At 33.7% G+C, this 16,078-nt stretch carries 13 protein-coding genes; 10 read left to right on the top strand and 3 right to left on the bottom strand.

The genetic code is table 11. The features are described from left to right. Positions 1 to 5 precede the first annotated feature (5 nt). The 4 genes from ACLIJJ_RS17820 (at position 6) to ACLIJJ_RS17835 (ending at position 4,090) form a co-directional block, all read left to right on the top strand. On the top strand, positions 6 to 683 hold the full coding sequence (locus ACLIJJ_RS17820; RefSeq protein ID WP_233314911.1) for an amino acid ABC transporter permease: 678 nt from the start codon (positions 6 to 8) through the stop codon (positions 681 to 683). A 12-nt stretch (positions 684 to 695) separates the two neighbouring features. Continuing rightward, positions 696 to 1,436 carry an amino acid ABC transporter ATP-binding protein gene (locus ACLIJJ_RS17825; protein ID WP_411229644.1) on the top strand — a complete coding sequence of 247 codons (741 nt, stop codon included), beginning with the start codon at positions 696 to 698 and terminating at the stop codon, positions 1,434 to 1,436. A gap of 11 nt (positions 1,437 to 1,447) precedes the next feature. Continuing rightward, positions 1,448 to 2,581 (top strand): amidohydrolase, encoded by a 1,134-nt coding sequence (locus ACLIJJ_RS17830; protein WP_411411412.1) that lies wholly within the window; start codon positions 1,448 to 1,450, stop codon positions 2,579 to 2,581. A 180-nt stretch (positions 2,582 to 2,761) separates the two neighbouring features. After that, a complete protein-coding gene (locus tag ACLIJJ_RS17835) occupies positions 2,762 to 4,090 on the top strand; it encodes an LLM class flavin-dependent oxidoreductase (RefSeq protein WP_411229646.1) in 1,329 nt (442 codons plus the stop codon). A gap of 522 nt (positions 4,091 to 4,612) precedes the next feature. Here ACLIJJ_RS17835 and ACLIJJ_RS17840 read toward each other — a convergent pair. Next, a complete protein-coding gene (locus tag ACLIJJ_RS17840; protein WP_411411413.1) occupies positions 4,613 to 7,267 on the bottom strand; it encodes a YhgE/Pip family protein in 2,655 nt (884 codons plus the stop codon). A gap of 826 nt (positions 7,268 to 8,093) precedes the next feature. Here ACLIJJ_RS17840 and ACLIJJ_RS17845 point away from each other — a divergent pair. From ACLIJJ_RS17845 to ACLIJJ_RS17865, 5 genes are all read left to right on the top strand, one after another. After that, complete coding sequence (locus tag ACLIJJ_RS17845) at positions 8,094 to 8,861, top strand: SDR family NAD(P)-dependent oxidoreductase (protein WP_341081514.1); 768 nt, start codon at positions 8,094 to 8,096, stop codon at positions 8,859 to 8,861. Positions 8,862 to 9,095: 234 nt separating this feature from the next. After that, the gene (locus ACLIJJ_RS17850; protein ID WP_411411414.1) at positions 9,096 to 9,341 is read left to right on the top strand and encodes a SunI/YnzG family protein; all 246 of its coding nucleotides are present in this window, start codon (positions 9,096 to 9,098) and stop codon (positions 9,339 to 9,341) included. Between the two features lie 539 nt (positions 9,342 to 9,880). After that, entirely contained in the window at positions 9,881 to 10,228 is a 348-nt protein-coding gene (locus ACLIJJ_RS17855) for a DUF4181 domain-containing protein (RefSeq protein ID WP_411411433.1), read from the top strand. Between the two features lie 350 nt (positions 10,229 to 10,578). Further along, complete coding sequence (locus ACLIJJ_RS17860) at positions 10,579 to 10,998, top strand: helix-turn-helix domain-containing protein (RefSeq protein ID WP_411411434.1); 420 nt, start codon at positions 10,579 to 10,581, stop codon at positions 10,996 to 10,998. Positions 10,999 to 11,271: 273 nt separating this feature from the next. Further along, a complete protein-coding gene (locus tag ACLIJJ_RS17865; protein ID WP_411411415.1) occupies positions 11,272 to 11,676 on the top strand; it encodes a hypothetical protein in 405 nt (134 codons plus the stop codon). A gap of 140 nt (positions 11,677 to 11,816) precedes the next feature. On the opposite strand, the gene ACLIJJ_RS17870 is transcribed toward ACLIJJ_RS17865, so the two are convergent. Then, positions 11,817 to 12,350, bottom strand: coding sequence for an MEDS domain-containing protein (locus ACLIJJ_RS17870; protein WP_233314919.1), 534 nt, complete (start codon positions 12,348 to 12,350; stop codon positions 11,817 to 11,819). 437 nt (positions 12,351 to 12,787) lie between these two features. Here ACLIJJ_RS17870 and ACLIJJ_RS17875 point away from each other — a divergent pair, with 437 nt between their 5' ends. Then, the gene (locus tag ACLIJJ_RS17875; RefSeq protein ID WP_411411416.1) at positions 12,788 to 14,191 is read left to right on the top strand and encodes a M24 family metallopeptidase; all 1,404 of its coding nucleotides are present in this window, start codon (positions 12,788 to 12,790) and stop codon (positions 14,189 to 14,191) included. A 356-nt stretch (positions 14,192 to 14,547) separates the two neighbouring features. Here the strand turns inward: ACLIJJ_RS17875 and ACLIJJ_RS17880 are convergent, their stop codons facing one another. Next, positions 14,548 to 15,183, bottom strand: coding sequence for a pentapeptide repeat-containing protein (locus tag ACLIJJ_RS17880; protein WP_233314921.1), 636 nt, complete (start codon positions 15,181 to 15,183; stop codon positions 14,548 to 14,550). Positions 15,184 to 16,078: the final 895 nt, after the last annotated feature.

Raw genomic sequence — 16,078 nt, forward strand, 5'->3', positions numbered from 1 at the left:
ACAAAATGAATCTTGAACTCGATTTTGGTTACTTTATAGAAATTTTTCCGGCGCTATTGAAATTAATACCATTCACCTTATTTCTTGCTGTCATATCCATGTTCTTTTCTGTTATTGGCGGCTTAATACTTGCTTTGATTACTAGGTCGAATATACCTGTTTTAAAGCAGCTTGCAACCATTTATATTTCATTTTTCCGTGCAATTCCAACATTAGTACAGCTGTTTTTAATCTATTACGGATTGCCGCAAATCTTCCCAGCTCTAACTGGAATGACCGCAGTTACAGCAGCTATTTTGGGACTCAGCTTAAAGCAATCGGCGTTTTTAGCGGAAATTTTCCGAGCAGCATTAAACTCTGTCGATAAAGGGCAAGTAGAGGCTTGTTTATCTGTTGGAATGACGAGGGCACAAGCTTTGCGCAGGGTCGTATTACCACAAGCAACTCGTAATGCGATTCCAGCGAGCAGCAACGTTTTTATTGGTCTAATTAAAGAGACTTCCCTAGCTTTTACATTAGGTATCGTTGAATTATTTGCACAAGGAAAGATATTAGCAGCAAGCTCCTTAAAATTCTTTGAAACATACTTAGCATTGGCATTGCTTTATTGGATTCTAATTATAATAGTTACTTTAATCCAACAAGTAATCGAAAAGCGAATGGAAAAACCGTATATCAGTTAAAGGAGTCTTACTATGATATCTGTAAAAAACTTGAAAAAGAGTTTCGGTAAAAATACCGTTTTAAATGGTGTTGATTTACACGTCGATCGTGGCGATGTATTGGCCATTATTGGACCGTCTGGATCAGGGAAATCAACATTACTACGCTGCTTAAATTTATTAGAAGTACCAGATGAAGGCACTATCCATATTGGAGAAACAAATGTAGATGTAGCTAAAATGGGACGAAAAGACGTCCATAATTTGCGACAGGAAACAGCGATGGTTTTCCAAAACTATAATTTGTTTAAAAATAAAACAGCTTTGCAAAATGTAACGGAAGCACTAATTGTTGCCAAGAAAATGAATAAGCAAGAGGCAGAGAAAATTGGTAAAGAGCTGTTAATAAAGGTAGGGCTTGAGGATAAATTCCATCAATATCCGTCTACATTATCTGGCGGTCAGCAGCAGCGTGTCGGGATTGCCCGTGCGCTTGCTGTAAACCCGAATGCCATTCTGTTTGATGAACCAACATCTGCCCTTGACCCTGAATGGGTTTCTGAAGTACTTCAAGTTATTAAAAATATTGCTAAGCAAAACACGACAATGATTATCGTTACACATGAAATGAAATTTGCTGAAGAAGTAGCAAACCGTGTCATCTTCATGGCAGACGGAAATATTGTCGAGGAAAATGATCCAAAGGAATTATTCCATAATCCAAAAAATCCACGAACGAAACAATTTTTAAAAACACTGGAAAGAGATGAATAATAATCATGAAAATGTCTCATGAACTATTAGAAGACTTAATTGGAAAAAGAAGATATTTACATGAAAATCCAGAGCTTGCTTTTGAAGAATTTAATACAACTGCTCATATTAAAAAGTGGTTACAAGAACACAATATATCCATTCTACCTCTTGATTTAGAAACAGGTGTTGTGGCGGAAGTTAAGGGTGCGTTTGCTGGACCGACTATTGCAATCCGCTCAGACATTGATGCCTTGCCAATTAAAGAAGAAACAAAGGTACCGTTTAAATCGAAAACAGACGGAAAAATGCATGCATGTGGTCATGATTTCCATACTGTTTCCATATTAGGAGCGGCGATTCTTTTGAATGAGCAGAAGGATAACCTGCACGGAACAGTGAGATTTATTTTCCAAGCAGCAGAGGAAGTTGCCCAAGGCGCGAAGCTTGCTGTCGAAAAAGGAGCATTAGAAGGAGTTTCTTCTATTTTTGGAATGCATAATAAACCGGATTTGCCAGTAGGTACTATTGGTGTAAAATCAGGGGGATTAATGGCAAGTGTCGATAAATTTAAGATTAATTTCCATGGTGTAGGCGGGCATGCGGGTATTCCTCATAACGCGATTGATCCTATTGTTATTGCTAGTCAATATGTAACCTCTGTCCAAACTATTATTGCTAGAAGACTGAATTTGTTTGATAATGCGGTCATTAGTATTACAAGTATCCATGGAGGAAACACATGGAATGTCATTCCTGACGTTGTAATGCTTGAAGGGACAGTTCGGACATTCCAGCCTGAAGCACGAGCAGCGATTCCTGGTCTAATGAAAAACTTAGCAGAATCGATTGCTCAAGGAAATGGCGGTTCTGTTGAGTTTATTTGGGATGATTATTTACCAGTAGTTAATAATGATGCCAACTTGGAGGGAATTGTTCGCGCTACTGCTGTCGAAGCTGGCTATAATGTTGTCGATGCTGTGCCTAGTGCCGGTGGAGAGGACTTTGCGTTTTATCAAACATACATTCCAGGCTTTTTTGTTTGGATGGGTGTAGATGGACCGCAGGAATGGCATCATCCACAATTTGATTTAAAGGAAGACGCGATTAAAGTTGCGTCTGAGTATTTTGCTAATCTAGCAGTAAATGTATTGAATAAGAAATAATGATGTCGGCTAACTGTTTTGAACAGGACGGTTTTTGAATAAAAGTAAATGCTTCGCAAGCGTAAACGACGAATTTATGTTTGCGAAGTACTGTTCTTCTAGTTATGATCTTTCTTCTGCAGATAGAAGAAGGATTTTATTTTTGTCAAAAGGGTTAAAAAGCAAAGGAGGAAAATCAACATGAACGAACAACCAAAAAAGGTGAAATTAGGTTTGTTTCTAGCTGGAACAGGTCACCATGTTGCTTCATGGAGACATCCACATGCTGTACCGAATGCATCTATGAATCTAACATATTTTAAAGATATCGCACAGACTGCAGAAAAAGGGTTATTTGACCTATTATTTTTAGCAGATAGCTTGTCTGTTGATGAAAACTCACATCCAAACATTCTAACTAGATTTGAGCCAATGACGTTGTTAGCCTATTTAGCGTCCGTAACTAGCCGTATAGGCTTAGTTGCAACAGCATCCACTACATATGAAGAACCTTTTCATGTTGCTCGAAAGTTTGCATCATTGGATCATATAAGCGCAGGACGTGCAGGTTGGAATGTTGTTACGACATCACTAGCTTCCACTGCAGAAAACTTCAATAAGACAGAGCATTTAGAACACAGTGCCCGCTATAGAAGAGCAACAGAGTTTATGGAAGTATCCAAGAAGCTATGGGATTCGTGGGAAGAAGACACATTAGTGATTGATAAAGAATCAGGACAGTTTATTGAGACAAGCAAGTTTCATCAAATCAACCATCAAGGTGAATTCTTCTCTGTTAGAGGGCCGCTAAATGTATCAAGATCGCCTCAAGGTCATCCAGTCATTGTACAAGCAGGGTCATCAGGTGATGGTCAGCGATTCGCAGCTAAATATGCGGAGATTGTCTTTACTGCTCAAGCAAATAAAGAGGATGCAATTACCTTTTACAATGACCTAAAAGGTCAAATGGAGATTTTCAACCGAAAGAAAAGCGATGTAAGTATTATGCCAGGATTAATGCCTATAGTAGGAGCGACGGAAGCAGAAGCCCAAGAAAAATATGAAGCATTGCAAGAGTTGATCATACCTAAAGCTGGACTTGCTATTTTAGGCAGATACTTCGGCGACATAGACTTTGCAGGCATTCCGCTCGATACAGAATTTACAGATATCAAACTTCCAGAGACTGTTAATGCTATCCAAAGCAAGCATGAAATGATACTAAAGAAAGCAAAAGAAGAAAACTGGACATTACGTCAGACTTATCAGTGGGTAGCAGGTTCGCGGGGACATCATATAGCCATTGGAACCCCAACTCAAATTGCTGATAAGATGGAAGAATGGGTTAGAGACGGTGCTGCTGATGGATTCAATATCATGCCTGCGCTTTTGCCAGATTCACTAACAGACTTTGTTACCTATGTCATTCCTGAACTGCAAGCTAGAGGAATCTATCGAACGGCGTATGAAAGTAATACATTACGAGGGAATTTAGGATTAGGGCTGCCGGTAAATTCATACTCAGAATAAGTTATTATGGAATACTTCAAGTAATTATTGAGATAAGGATAAAGAGGATTCTAGGGTGACTGTTAAGAAATTGAATATATATGATAGTAGTTTATTGAAACTCATGCCAGGTTACTTGGTGTGGGTTTAATTTTTATTGAAAGAGGGATTAGTCTGTTTTTATAATATTTAAATTCATTCTAAGAGTGATTAACGCTTTTCTTAAGTGTAAGCTCATTTATTTATTTGCGTGTAACTGTGTATTTAAGGAATTAGTGTATATAGAAACTAAAAAGAGTGAAATTATTTAATCATAATACTTAAAAAAGAGAGCTATACTTTTGGCTATTTCCCACACTTGTAATTTGCAGGAAAGTCAAAGATGGTAGATATCCCGAACCAACTATACCATAAGGGGGCGCAAAACTGCGTATATTATCCTATATAAGCTGAAAAAACCTGCAGATGAAACACAAATTTAAAGTGTTTCGACTACAGGTTTAAAATACAGCCTTCATTCTTTTTCTACACATCACTTTTCCATTAGTGAATAATTTCGCTTGATCTAGCTTTTTCTGCCGTTTTTTTCGTAGCATTAGCAAGTGGTTTTTTCAGGAAAACGGCAATTATTATTGCAACCACACCAAACAGGAGCAACATGCTTACAGTATGAAAAACTGTTTCATTTACCATTCCACCAACTGTTTCACGTAATAAGTTAATTGCATACGTAAATGGCAAGAAAGGATTTATGGCTTGGAAGAATGGTGGAGCAACTTGAATCGGGAATGTTCCACCTGCACCTGATAGTTGTAATACAAGGAAGATGATGGCGATTCCTTTTCCGATATTACCGAAAACCGAAACTAATGTATACACAATAGTCATGAAAACCATGCTGATAAGAATACTGGACAATACAAAAGCGGTTGGATTGGCTACATAGGCTTTTAAGATGAATATATCTCCTAATGTAACAATCAGACTTTGGAATAATCCAATCGTTAGAAAAGTTAAACCTCTACCAAAATAGATTTGATTAGAAGTATAAATTCCTTCTGGATCTCTGACATCCACACGCAGCAAGGAAATCAGTAATAATCCTCCAACCCATAAACTTAGTGTTGTGTAGAATGGTGAATTGGCAGACCCGTAGTTAGGTATTGGAAATAGAGAATGTTCATCTAAAACAACTGGGTTTGCCATAAAATCACTTTCTTCATTAATATCATTTTTTAACAGAGAGATAATTTCACCAAGATCATAATTATCTTCAAAATCCCGAATAGAATCTGCTGTATTAGTAAGGGTGTCCTTTAGGCCTGGTAATTCATCTCGAACTAGATTTGCAACCTTATGAACAGAATCTTCCAATCCCGGCAAATCATTTCTAATGATGGACGCAACCTTAGAAAGTTGTTTTTCTGCTTCAGGAAGGTCATTACGCACAAAGTCCGCTGCTACATGCACTTTCTCTTCTAAGGATGGAAATGTGTCTGTATAGAAGTCTGCGGCTTTATCTATTCCTTCTAAAACATCATCAATATTATCTTGAATGATGCTAGAAACTTCTTTAACCTCTTTTTCAATTGCAGGTAGATTGTTTTGAAGTTTTGATAAATTTTCCTGTGCAAGAGTGAGTGAATCTTTTGTAGTAACTAAAATTTCTTTAAGTTTCGGTAAGTTCTCTTGAGCACTTTTTAAATCTTCCCCAGCATTTTGTGTCGCTTCTTTCAGTGCATCTAGGGCATTATTAATGCTAGGTGCTGTTTGCGTATCATAACGATTAAGCATTGTAGTGCTCAGATTAATAGCTTCTTGAGATAATGTTAACAACTCTGTTGCTTCTTTATTTTCTTGGATAGTACCAAGTAATTCTTTTTCTTTATTAAAATTTGTTTGCAAAGATTGCAAGTCCGTTATTTCTTGTTGTAGTGTTGACTGCCCATTTGTAGTAGCAGTGTTTAATGTCGTAAATAAAACAATGGAACGATTTAGGCTGTCTATACTTGTTTGTACTTGTGCCTTTAATAGGGACGCTTTTTCTGTTATTTCTTGATCAGATAGTGAACCACTTTTAACTAAAGATGCATACTGATGTACAGCATCCGCTGTTTTTTGATATAAGAGCAGGTTTTGTTTATACACAGGTCCTATTGTATTAAAAGCTTCCTGATTTTCTTCCATAAAATCAGGAAGAACTTCTGCTATTTGTTGCCCATTAGTAATGCCTTGTTCTATTTCTTCTAAAGAGCCACTTGCAGTTGTAATAAATTCTTGCATCTTTTCGACATTAGTGACAGCTTTTGAAACAGTATCACTAATTTCGGAAAAATGAGTTTCTAATTCAGTTACTTTTCCTGCAACTTTTTCGATTTCAGGAGCTTTTTCCTGAAGCAGAAGAATACCTTCGCCTACTTTTTCAAGTTCTGGTAGTTTTTCTTCTAATAACAAAATATTTTCAGATGCTTCATTTAATTGTGGAATAGCTGATTCTAACGCTAAAAGTTTTTGCGCTTGTTCATCTATTTCAGGAATTTTTTCCTCTAGATTTAAAATCTTCTCAGATAAAGCATCCATTTGAGGAATATCACCCTCTAGTGTGAAGATTTTACTTTCGATATTACGAATAGTAGGTAGCTCTTCTTCTAATTTAATTCCCGCATCATTAAAGATAGTCAGAACAGATTCGCTGACTGTTTCCACGAAGCTTTCCTTTACAGACTGTACAATAGTGGAAGCACCGCTGGAAGTCATTTTTGGAGCAATGGCATTCAATTTCTCGTTGACCGTATATTCAATTTCAGGTTTTATTTGTTTATCCTCTAACACCGTACCTATTTTCTCAGAAAAGTCTTCCGGTATATAGAGACTTGCGTAATAAGTACCTTTTTTGACCCCTTCATCAGCTTCTTTTTTGCTGACAAATGTCCAGCCAAGCTTATCATTCGCTTTTAAGGTTGCAACAATCTCATCCCCAATATGAACTTCCTTATCACGAATAACAGCCCCTTCATCCTCATTGGTTATAGCAATCTTAATTCCGCTTGTGTTGGAATATGGATCCCAAGAAGCCTTCAAGTTAAACCAAGCATAGAGGGAAGGCAATATCATTAATGCAATGATTAAAAATAAAGCAACAGGAGCTTGGAAAATTCGTATCCAATCATTTTTGTAAATAGTAAATATGTTTCTCAATGACTTAATCACCCTTTGTTCATTATGCATGAATATTTATTATATGGATTACTCTACCATTTCATTCTTTGTTAAATTCTATATGCTGTCAATCAATTTTTTGAAAAAATAATAAAATAGGACCAGTACATATGTATTAGAAACCATATAATAAGACTGCATTTAGTGGTTTAATTCAAGGGATTTTATCTGGAATAAGAGGGGGGGGAAGACTTGTATTAAATAGAAAATGGTAGGAATATAGTTTAATATAAAATTATGTTAATAATGGGTATTTTTGCTATAATAAAATAAATTTAATGCTAAAAAAGTAAAATTATCAATAGTTAGTTTTATATCAACTATAATTTTTGCTGTAGTCCCAGCCTAGGTTATCGATTTGAAAATAGCTTTGGAGATTATTATTTTGGTTTTCCTGCAGATATTCCAGTTTATCATGGTGGAATGCTGTTTTCAGTTATCTCGTTTGGGCTTTTATTTATCTTTTATTGGATGTTTAAACTTATAGTCAAATTAGGAGTTTTTATAAGACCTGTGAAAAAAGGAAATATTGGTGATATTTAAAAGGAGCTGCTGCGGCAGCTCCTTTTCTTATGTAACAATCCTAGTTTTTTATTTCTTGGATCTTTTAATATTCAAAGGTAAAAAAATCTTTATGTAGATTCAACACATTAACTCGAAAAAGAAAACACAAACATCAATAATTAACATTATGAATTTTGATAATGATAAATATCTGAGTTGAATTATTGGTTATTTAAAATAACCTATGTTATTATCAATTTGAGATATCGCAATTCAAAATATATAAAAAGGGGATTTAAACATGAATTTTAAAGACAAAGTTATTATTGTAACAGGAGCAGCAGGCGGTATAGGGAAAGAAGTAGTGAAAAAAGTAGCGAATGGTGGGGCAAAGGTAGTACTAGTTGATTTAAACAAAGAAGCAATTGAATCGGTACAAGCAGAGCTTCAATTAACGGAAAATAATAGTTTAGTTGTACAAACTGACGTATCGAATGAAGAGAATGTTAAAAATTATGTAGACCAAACAATTGCTAAATTTGGTCGAATTGATGGTTTTGTTAATAATGCAGGAGTTGAAGGACCAGCTAAACTAATTGAAGAAATAACAGAAAAAGATTTTGATTTTGTCTATGGTATTAATGTTAAAGGTGTGTTATTTGGTCTTAAACATGTTTTGCCTGTGATGAAACAACAGAATGCTGGTTCTATTGTTAATACATCATCTGTAGCTGGGTTTACTGGAGCACCAAGTATGGTATTATATAATTCATCCAAACATGCTGTAGTGGGTATTAATAAAGTAGCAGCCCTAGAAGCAGCAACCTATAATGTCCGTGTGAATACTGTTAACCCAGGTGTCATTAATACTCAAATGATGCGTAATATTGAATCCAATGTTTCAGAAGATGCTGAAGCTGCAAAACATGCATATAATGATGCTGTTCCGATGAAACGATATGGTGAACCTGAAGAAGTGGCAAATGTAATTGCATTTTTACTATCAGATGAATCTTCTTACGTTACTTCATCTTCCTATACTATTGATGGTGGTTTATATAACGTTTAATAATAATGAATGTCGAATAATCAAGCTAAAGGAGTAGGTGTATTTCTACTCCTTTTTTTGTATTACTTTCTTAAGTCACAAACCCGGCAGTGTTGTGAGATAAGGAGGATGTAAGATATTAGTTTTGATAATATATATTTCAATCTCAGGTTTTGTTTTATTAATGGAACCTTTTCCCTTTACACACGTATAAATTTTTAGGAGGATTGCGATAAATGTACAATTAGAATAGATATGAACAAAACAGATACGAAGTGGCAGCTAACTGATGAGACCATACTTAATGAGGATATACTAGAAGTTATTGAAGATGAACCTTATGCAGGAGAAGATACAAATGCCATTAGAATAGGGACAGCATACGGGACAACTGATCGAACTTACATAAAAATGAAAAAACAAAATTTTATATTTTACGCTACTAATAAAAATGCTCTTCTAAGTAAATTAATGGATAAAAAGGGATGGAGAAAGCAATAAATTTTACTAGCATTTGTATTTTATATTTTTCATATTAGTAATGAAAAAAAGCCGTAAAAGTAGTGAAAGACTAGTTATAAATGTTATTGGTCAAAATGAAATAAAAAAATAATGGATGTGTTAAGAAACGCAAAGTGGGTTAAAGAGCCTCAGAGCTTTAATTAGAAAATTACTATAGTGTCATACTAAAAAAGGATTGGGTTAAGTGTTTGTCATTGGCAATCAGTCTTTGTTAGCATCTAATAAAAAGGACCTAAGTAGTTACTCCGATAATATATTTTTAAGGATAATTCATTTGTGATACAAAATTTATTAAAGTAAGTAATTTCTAAGGATATTACTATAACGATTTTTTTTCGAAATAGTGATAGTCTTACTTCTTGTATTTATATTAAGACATATAATCAGTTAGGGAAATTGTTAAAGTTTTTAAAAAACAGGATTTTTAGGGGGTAAATGTGTTCGGTCTGAATTTTTCTTCTGGATTGCTATTATTATTTTTATTAATTATTATTCCATTAATATTATCTTTATTTGAAATGTTGATATCAAAGTTGTTAAAAGTTGATAGGAAGAAATTTTTTTCTTATAACCACATTAATGCTAAACATAAAAGAATTGATTGGACAATTAGAACTTTGACAATCATTTGTCTTTTGTCAGTCCATGCTATATTTATAATCAGAGACGAAACAAGTTGGTATTGGTTTCTTCAACCATGGTTCATTTTAATCGTTTATCTTTTCTCTGCTGAGATTGTTAGAGCAATTATGGAACGAAAGTATGCTGAAAATCCTAATACATATAAAGTAACGGTCAGTGAGTTAATTCTCATTCTAATAATACTCTTTACTTTGTTTAAGACTAATTTCTTTGGATTAATATAGGAAACTTAAAATAGTCTATTTGTTGGACATTTTACAGAATTCTAATGAAGCTTCTAAGGTTAAATCTAAGATTCCTTGTCAACAGTTACAAAATGTAGCTGTTTTTTATGTCGCTATTCAGTAATTACATGTCGTCCTCTTTAGGAAATAATGGGCAGTAATCCTAAAATTCTTATGGTAGAAAACCTGGCAGGATAGTTGAAGAATATTCCTTAACTTGTGTTCTCAATCGGGAAAGATTGTGGAAAAACACAGGTGCAACTACAGGTTGCACCTTAATGCACCTATAACTATCTTTACTTTAGCAGTTTATGCCAATAATAATGGAATGAGAAAGGACGATGAACAACATGATCTTTGGAGATAAGTTAAAAAGAGAAAGAGAGAAAAGAGGTTGGTCACAAGATTATCTGGCTGAAAAATTATATGTTAGTCGCCAGTCAGTTTCAAAGTGGGAAAATAATAAAAACTATCCCAGTATTGAAGTGATTATCAATTTAAGTGACTTACTTAATATCACAATCGATGACTTATTAAGGAGTGATGACGGATTGAAAGAAAAAGTAATACAAGATAGTAAAGGGCCGACGGATTTAAATCGGAAGTCATACCTTTTAACTGGTTTAGGTATTCTTATGGGGATTGTAATTACTAGCATAATCAAAAATGATGGAATTTATTGGGAATCTATTAGTTGGGCAGCAGTTGCAACAGGAGCCTTCTTGTACCTTGTTTTTCTTATTTTTCCGCAAGGGTTCAAAAAGAGTTGAACAAAAAAGTAGGTGAACAATTCCACAATCGGGTGTGATTATTGAATAAACTTCATTTGTCTTTTTCAACGAACGGGGGCATTAATTTCAGTAAGGATTAATGCTTCTTTTTTGTTCTGACACAAAATGGCAGTTTAGTGGAAAAAGGATTAACAGCTATTGTAATTGAATCTGAGAACTTAAATCCTGCTTCATTTATGCCTTTAAAACAATAGGAAATTACAAGCTCTGAGGGATTTCCATTCTCTTTAGGAAAGCTCCATTTCCTTATGTTTGGATTTAGAATATTCCCATATATTTATCCCTCAACAACGTGCTCGTAGGATGACTTATGATGAAGGCCTCAAGGATTTTACAGAGGTTTATTTTGATATATTATTTTTTACTGTTAAGGTTACAGATTCAAAGCAGTTTAAACATCTAGTTAATGAATATCTCATCCCTTACCATCATTTTATTGTTTCAAACCAAGATAACATAAGATTCGGACCCTGCTTTTATAAAGAGGAAAGCATTACTTTTCATATGGATGATACATCTACCTTTGGAGTAAAAGGGTATGATATATGTTTAATTTCTTTTTTTTCTAACCATTATTTAAATACAAATGACTTTGTTAAGCTATTTTCTAAAGAGATAGATATAGAAATGGATATTGATGAAGATGAAGAAGAATAACCATAAGTGTTAGTAATTTCATTTCTGCAAAGTTGCTGCCTCACAGCAACTTTTTTATGGGATTACTTTTGGCAGGATATTATAAGAAGGTAAAAAAACAGCTTCATTCCGAAAAAAGAGTGGGGAACTGTATAATTTTTCTAATTCCTTATAAGAAAGTTATGGTGACATTGAAGGTTTGTTTTAAGCTCCTCGCTCATTCTATCTGAATCATAGGCACAAACAGACAGAATTCCCTTTCTACTGACTATTATTTCAGCTTCCTTTTCAGACTCTGTTAATTTGTTATGTATATAACTAATATCTCCCCATTCTATATGGGCCCAGCTACGTACACGAAATTCTTGTTCATTATAACCCTTATAAAGTCTAGGAAGATAATCAAAAATAGAATTGCATGCAAAATCTCCGTTTGCAAAGTAGAAGTCATAATTATTGATGAATTTAACTTTGCTAATTTGACTTTCATTCAATAGCACAGCAAGTTTTTTTTCTATCAATGGAACAATCCGATCATTCTCAATGATTAAGGAATATTGGTTATGATCCAATCCAGAGATAACAAAATCAATAATATTATTTATATAAGCATTTATATCTTCGAAGAAATATAATACATGACCTTCTGTAAGGTCATTGAGTTGATTGATAACTTTGACATCCCGCTTCTCCAAATTTATAACCGCCTTTAATGGATTAAGTTGTTAAACAGAGGTAAAGTAACGGCCTGGTTATTACTTTCAACAGGACAAAGCCAATGATTATTCTGTTTATACTTACTTACTAAAATAACATTGGTATAAGGAATTTAATAGTAAAAGTACTTATAATGAGTAAATAGTTATAGGGACGATTTTTTATGAGGATTATATTGAAAATTTAGCGTAGAACTATCGATTATGAAAGGGAAATCCTTAAAAGAAGAGGCAATATTTGAGCTGCTAATATTTCTGTATTCATTATGATATGATAATGGTTAAGCAAGAAAATTTACTTTCTAAAATAAATTCAAGTTTTAAAATGGTGTATTAAAAATTAGCTGTTACATATCAATTTATCGACAAATGAGTTTTCCGATAAATAACAATTAGAGAAGTGGAGTGAAGCTTTTATGAAGTTTGGCTATAAGTATGAAAATGTTACTTTAAAAGAGATAGAAAGACCGTTAAGTGATTTTAATAATAATACTGTTGTTCTTTCAGATGAAACGATAAATCAACGTAAAAATAGGCTTTTAAATAAAATGAAAGAACATAATATTGATACGGCGATTATATATGCTGACCGTGAACATGGTGCGAATTTTGAATATCTCACAGGTTTTATACCGAGATTTGAAGAAGCCTTGCTAGTTATAAGTCAAGATGGAGAAGCTTACTTATTATTAGGGAACGAAAATCTTAAGATGGCAAAATTTTCACGATTAAAGGCAGAAGCAATTCATGTTCCTCACTTCTCCCTTCCAAATCAACCGATGGAAAACAGCATGAATTTTGCAGATATTCTTAAAACTGCCAATATAAACGAGCAATCAACGATTGGGCTTGTAGGCTGGAAACTGTTTACTAGCAAGTATGATGATAATAAACAGTTATTTGATATTCCTTATTATATTGTGGATTCGTTAAAACAAATTGTTGGCGATGGTGACAATATTATTAACTGTGCAGAACTTTTTATTGGGCAAGAGGGAGTTCGAATAGTAAATAATGCTGATGAAATATCTTATTATGAATATGGTGCCAGTTTATCATCAGATTGTGTATTAAAAGCAATGGATGAAATAGAGCTGGGTAAAACAGATATGGAGCTTGCTAGTTATTTATCTGTTTATGGCCAACCGCATAATGTAACGAATATTTTTGCAACAGGAGAACGATTCACAAATGCTGTTCTTTATCCGCAAAATAAAAAAGTTCACCTAGGAGATAAGTTTTCCATTACTACAGGATATAAGGGTGGTCTAACAAGTAGAGCAGGTTATATTGTAGCTGATCAAGCAGAACTACCGGAAACTGTAGGAGACTATTTAGAGAAAGTGGCAAAACCCTATTATACAGCTGTTGTAGCTTGGTTAGAAAATATCAAAATTGGTTTAAGCGGGGAAGATATGTATAACTGCATTCAAAATGTCCTGCCTAAGGAACAATTTAATTGGTCATTAAACCCAGGCCATTTAGTAGCGGATGAGGAATGGATGAGCTCCCCAATATACCCAGAATCAACAGCGAAAATACGAAGTGGTATGCTGTTTCAAGTAGATATTATTCCGTCTGTTCAAGGCTATGGTGGTGCTAGTGCGGAAACAGGAATTGCGCTGGCAGACGAAGAGTTAAGAAAAGAAATACAGGAGAACTATCCGCAATTATGGGATCGGTTTGAAAAACGAAGAGAATATATAAAAAATGTACTAAATATAAATTTACATCCTGAAGTTTTGCCTTTATCAAACACGGTAGGCTATTATCGACCATTTGCTTTAGCTAAAGACAAAGCATTAATTTATAAAAATTAAGATGAATGATATATTCCTTTTGAGATGAGGAATAGCTTTTCATTACAGTTGCCAATGGCAACTGTTTTTTTTACAGAATCATCTGTAACGCATTTATTCGGGGACTAAAACCAACTTTCGTATAATATGGTAGAGCAAAGCTAGTAAACAAAAACGATTAAGGTTGATCGGTTAATGGGGCCTTAGAAGGAAAACTTTTTATGGAGGTTTCCTTCTATGTTATATAAACATAATTACCCAGTAAAAGATATACTTCTTTTTTACCTGCTACTTTGTAAATCGCAAAAATTAGCGTTCACATTTCGAGACTTAGAGTAATAGTTTAATTATCCCTATCTATGCTAGAGTTAAAATCATTAATCTTTTATAACTAGTCCCATTAAGGCAGAAAATTGAATAGCTTGATGAGTAGAAACGGTACAACCATTTAAATTATCAATGGAGACGATAAGCGATTCAAAACTAGACGAACTAATGTCTATCCCTTTAAGCGGTGTTTGTTCAAAATTCGCACCATCAAGGTCACATAATTCAAACTCTACCTTTTTAAGTTTACATTCATAAAAATCACTATTCTTTAGAGCGGCTTCTTGAAATACTACTTTTTCTAGTTTCGAATGCCCAAATGCAGCCAAATTTAATATGCTATTATTAAATTTCACATTACCAAGACTAGACTCTGGAAACGTGGTTCCTAATAATTTGCAGTTAGTAAATTCAACTCTATGGATAGAGGATCCACTTAAATTAGCATTGGAGAAATCACAATTCTCAAACACAACATCCGTAATAGAGATATTACTAAAATCAGTGTTAGTGAACTTACAATTCTTTATTAAAGCCTTGTCTAGCCGAACCCTGTTTAAGGACTCATATGTAAAATCTGAGTTTGTTATTGTACACATTTCCAATATGGGATCTTCCTCATAATAAATATCACTAAAATTCTTCGCAGGTAATTCTAGTGAGATTTTAGGTGCTGCAATCTTCATAAAGCAACCTTCTTTCATTATATTAAATAGGTATTAACTAGCGAGAAGTATAGCATATCCAATAATACCTAGCTAATTATAATGTTAAATTTCTTGTTAGCTTATTTTGTAAAAGAAGCTATTAGCATCCTAGATGCTTATATATGTAGAAAGGAATGTAAATCTTCGCGTATAGAAAAGGGTTAATGGCTAAAGAACCACAAAAAGGCTATTTAGCTTAATCCAATTCACAGAAGATGGATATATTTTGAGAACCAGCTCATGTAGATGTATCTAACAAGTTCCATTGCGAGTAATTTCTGTAATATGAACTAATTTTATCGAAAAAGGATGTTTTTTAATCTCTACGAAACCGCTCTCATAAATGTATAAAATCTCGTATTTTTCTGAACAATGTAGAACCTTTTCGCCTACTTTGTACATATGATCACTCCTTTTTTTCTTCATCATTACTAATAGAATTGCATACTTCTAAGAACTATTGCAAAAGTATTTTTATTTAGTAAATAGGATGAAAAGAGGAGAGTAAAAAATGGTAAAATATCCTATAAGTTTTAACACTTACATTTTGTAAAATTTGTAGAAAGAGCTTCGTAAAACATATACTATATTTAAGCAGAGTCCACAGGCACTTTTTTACTTAAGTTATTGAAAATTGGTAACGTTTTTGAAGATGTACTGCCGTACTATACGGTACATCTTATTTATTGTAGGTAAATACCTATACCTTAATAATTAAAAATAATAAGATATATTGTCAGCCAGTAATTAAACTTTTTTCTTTGCTCCACTAATACAATTTTTGTCAACCTTCTTAGGTTGACCCTTTTACATAAATGTCAGTAAATTTAACGCTGCATTTTTATAAAATGTACAATGTATAATAAACAATATT

The sequence above is a fragment of the Niallia laureatilytica genome (genome assembly GCF_046613985.1).
GTDB lineage: Bacteria > Bacillota > Bacilli > Bacillales > Cytobacillaceae > Niallia.

Bases quoted from the DNA above. Each gene is read 5' to 3' on its own strand.
- ACLIJJ_RS17820 (WP_233314911.1), top strand. From the start codon at position 6: ATGAATCTTGAACTCGATTTTGGTTACTTTATAGAAATTTTTCCGGCG.
- ACLIJJ_RS17825 (WP_411229644.1), top strand. From the start codon at position 696: ATGATATCTGTAAAAAACTTGAAAAAGAGTTTCGGTAAAAATACCGTT.
- ACLIJJ_RS17830 (WP_411411412.1), top strand. From the start codon at position 1,448: ATGTCTCATGAACTATTAGAAGACTTAATTGGAAAAAGAAGATATTTA.
- ACLIJJ_RS17835 (WP_411229646.1), top strand. From the start codon at position 2,762: ATGAACGAACAACCAAAAAAGGTGAAATTAGGTTTGTTTCTAGCTGGA.
- ACLIJJ_RS17845 (WP_341081514.1), top strand. From the start codon at position 8,094: ATGAATTTTAAAGACAAAGTTATTATTGTAACAGGAGCAGCAGGCGGT.
- ACLIJJ_RS17850 (WP_411411414.1), top strand. From the start codon at position 9,096: ATGAACAAAACAGATACGAAGTGGCAGCTAACTGATGAGACCATACTT.
- ACLIJJ_RS17855 (WP_411411433.1), top strand. From the start codon at position 9,881: ATGTTGATATCAAAGTTGTTAAAAGTTGATAGGAAGAAATTTTTTTCT.
- ACLIJJ_RS17860 (WP_411411434.1), top strand. From the start codon at position 10,579: ATGATCTTTGGAGATAAGTTAAAAAGAGAAAGAGAGAAAAGAGGTTGG.
- ACLIJJ_RS17875 (WP_411411416.1), top strand. From the start codon at position 12,788: ATGAAGTTTGGCTATAAGTATGAAAATGTTACTTTAAAAGAGATAGAA.
- ACLIJJ_RS17880 (WP_233314921.1), bottom strand. From the start codon at position 15,183: ATGAAGATTGCAGCACCTAAAATCTCACTAGAATTACCTGCGAAGAAT.